Annotated in this window: 2 rRNA genes; both read left to right on the forward strand. The window is 49.1% G+C overall.

From position 1 onward, the window contains the following. The first annotated feature begins 105 nt into the window (after positions 1–105). Positions 106–1,632: ribosomal RNA gene (locus BMW96_RS13745) — 16S ribosomal RNA — on the forward strand. Between the two features lie 290 nt (positions 1,633–1,922). Beyond that, a 23S ribosomal RNA gene (locus BMW96_RS14415) occupies positions 1,923–3,444 on the forward strand; the annotation flags it as partial.

The raw sequence follows: 3,444 nt of genomic DNA on the forward strand, positions 1-3,444 counted from the left end.
GAGATCATTGAAAACTAAACAGAATTAAGAAACACACGTCAATATCCGGAAGGATAGAAAAGAAAAAGAAGAGCTAAACAAACGAAGAGTTGTTTGAAAGATAAAACAATGGAGAGTTTGATCCTGGCTCAGGATGAACGCTGGCGGCGTGCCTAATACATGCAAGTCGAACGCGGGCACTTGTGCCCGAGTGGCGAACGGGTGAGTAATACATAAGTAACCTGGCCTTTACAGGGGGATAACTGCTGGAAACGGTAGCTAAGACCGCATAGGTAGGGACACTGCATGGTGACCGTATTAAAAGTGCTGCAAGGCACTGGTAGAGGATGGACTTATGGCGCATTAGCTGGTTGGTGAGGTAACGGCTCACCAAGGCGACGATGCGTAGCCGACCTGAGAGGGTGACCGGCCACACTGGGACTGAGACACGGCCCAGACTCCTACGGGAGGCAGCAGTAGGGAATTTTCGGCAATGGGGGGAACCCTGACCGAGCAACGCCGCGTGAAGGAAGAAGGAATTCGTTCTGTAAACTTCTGTTATAAAGGAAGAAAGGCGGATGGAGGAAATGACATCCGAGTGACGGTACTTTATGAGAAAGCCACGGCTAACTACGTGCCAGCAGCCGCGGTAATACGTAGGTGGCAAGCGTTATCCGGAATTATTGGGCGTAAAGAGGGAGCAGGCGGCAGCAAAGGTCTGTGGTGAAAGACTGAAGCTTAACTTCAGTAAGCCATAGAAACCAGGCAGCTAGAGTGCAGGAGAGGATCGTGGAATTCCATGTGTAGCGGTGAAATGCGTAGATATATGGAGGAACACCAGTGGCGAAGGCGACGATCTGGCCTGTAACTGACGCTCAGTCCCGAAAGCGTGGGGAGCAAATAGGATTAGATACCCTAGTAGTCCACGCCGTAAACGATGAGTACTAAGTGTTGGAAGTCAAATTTCAGTGCTGCAGTTAACGCAGTAAGTACTCCGCCTGAGTAGTACGTTCGCAAGAATGAAACTCAAAGGAATTGACGGGGGCCCGCACAAGCGGTGGAGCATGTGGTTTAATTCGAAGCAACGCGAAGAACCTTACCAGGTCTTGACATACTCATAAAGGATCCAGAGATGGATAGATAGTTATATGAGATACAGGTGGTGCATGGTTGTCGTCAGCTCGTGTCGTGAGATGTTGGGTTAAGTCCCGCAACGAGCGCAACCCTTATCGTTAGTTACCATCATTAAGTTGGGGACTCTAGCGAGACTGCCAGTGACAAGCTGGAGGAAGGCGGGGATGACGTCAAATCATCATGCCCCTTATGACCTGGGCTACACACGTGCTACAATGGATGGTGCAGAGGGAAGCGAAGCCGCGAGGCGAAGCAAAACCCATAAAACCATTCTCAGTTCGGATTGTAGTCTGCAACTCGACTACATGAAGTTGGAATCGCTAGTAATCGCGAATCAGCATGTCGCGGTGAATACGTTCTCGGGCCTTGTACACACCGCCCGTCACACCATGAGAGTTGATAACACCCGAAGCCGGTGGCCTAACCGAAAGGAAGGAGCTGTCTAAGGTGGGATTGATGATTGGGGTGAAGTCGTAACAAGGTATCCCTACGGGAACGTGGGGATGGATCACCTCCTTTCTAAGGAGAAAGGCATTATCGAAGATGATGCAGAAGAGAAGTGATGTTTCGAAGATACTGTTTAGTTTTGAGTGATACTCAGGTATGACTCGGAGATCATTGAAAACTGGATAATAGAAAATAAATTGCGATAGAAATAGAAAAAGAGATCGAAATAGTAAATGTTATTATTGAGGTCTTTCTAGAAAAGTCGAAAACTAAGAATTTTCATCACTAAAAAACAGAAATCGAAACGGATGGAAGTATTTTAGTAAATAGTTGAAAATAGTAATCAAGCAGACACCAAAATAGGTAAAGTAAGAAAGAGCGTATGGCGGATGCCTAGGCACAGAGAGGCGAAGAAGGACGCAGCAAACAGCGAAATGCGACGGTCAGCAGTAAGCATGCAGAGATCCGTCGATGTCCGAATGGGGGAACCCACCTGGAGTAGAGACCAGGTATCCTGAAGTGAATAAATAGCTTCAGAGAGGCGAGACTCAGGGAACTGAAACATCTAAGTACCTGAAGGAAGAGAAAATAAACGAATGATTCCCTAAGTAGCGGCGAGCGAAAGGGGAGGAGCCCAAACCGATCTGAGGATCGGGGTTGTAGGACTGTCGAAAAAGAGCAAGAAGACATTATAGGCGAACGGAATGGGAAGTCCGGCGAAACAGGGTGAGAGCCCCGTAGCCGAAATAGTGAAGAAGCTTGAGACAGCACCTGAGTACGGCGGGACACGAGGAATCCTGTCGGAATCCACCAGGACCATCTGGTAAGGCTAAATACTCCTCTGTGACCGATAGTGAACCAGTACCGTGAGGGAAAGGTGAAAAGAACCCCGGGAGGGGAGTGAAAAAGAACCTGAAACCATATGCTTACAAGAAGTTAGAGCCCGTTAAAGGGTGATAGCGTGCCTTTTGTAGAATGAACCGGCGAGTTACGATATGGAGCGAGGTTAAGCAGGATATGCGGAGCCGAAGCGAAAGCGAGTCTTAATAGGGCGAAAGTTGCATGTCGTAGACCCGAAACCGAGTGATCTAGCCATGACCAGGTTGAAGTTGGGGTAAAACCCGATGGAGGACCGAACCGACCCCCGTTGAAACGTTGGCGGATGAGTTGTGGCTAGGGGTGAAATTCCAATCGAACTCGGAGATAGCTGGTTCTCCCCGAAATAGCTTTAGGGCTAGCGTCGAGGTAAAGTCGTGTGAAGGTAGAGCACTGAATATGTGATGGCCCCATCCCGGGGTACTGAATATAATCAAACTCCGAATGTCACAAAGATATACTCGGCAGTCAGACAGTGGGTGATAAGGTCCATTGTCAAAAGGGAAACAGCCCAGACCATCAGCTAAGGTCCCAAAATATATACTAAGTGGAAAAGGATGTGGAGATGTCCAGACAACTAGGAGGTTGGCTCAGAAGCAGCCATCCTTTAAAGAGTGCGTAACAGCTCACTAGTCGAATGACTCTGCGCCGATAATTTACCGGGGCTAAGTATATTACCGAAGCTATGGATTTACGCAGATGCGTGAGTGGTAGGGGAGCGTTCTATGTACAGAGAAGCGGTACCGGAAGGAGCCGTGGAGAGCATAGAAGAGAGAATGCCGGTGTGAGTAGCGGAACGCGGGTGAGAATCCCGCGCACCGAAAACCCAAGGTTTCCAGAGGAAGGTTCGTCCGCTCTGGGTAAGTCGGGACCTAAGGCGAGGCCGAGAGGCGTAGTCGATGGACAACAGGTAGAGATTCCTGTACTTACGGTATGAATGAAGGAGTGACGGAGAAGGCTAGCGGATCCTGCTGCTGGAATAGCAGGTGCAAGCGAGGTAGCTGACAG

This window comes from Thomasclavelia cocleata (assembly GCF_900102365.1).
Classification (GTDB): domain Bacteria; phylum Bacillota_I; class Bacilli_A; order Erysipelotrichales; family Coprobacillaceae; genus Thomasclavelia; species Thomasclavelia cocleata.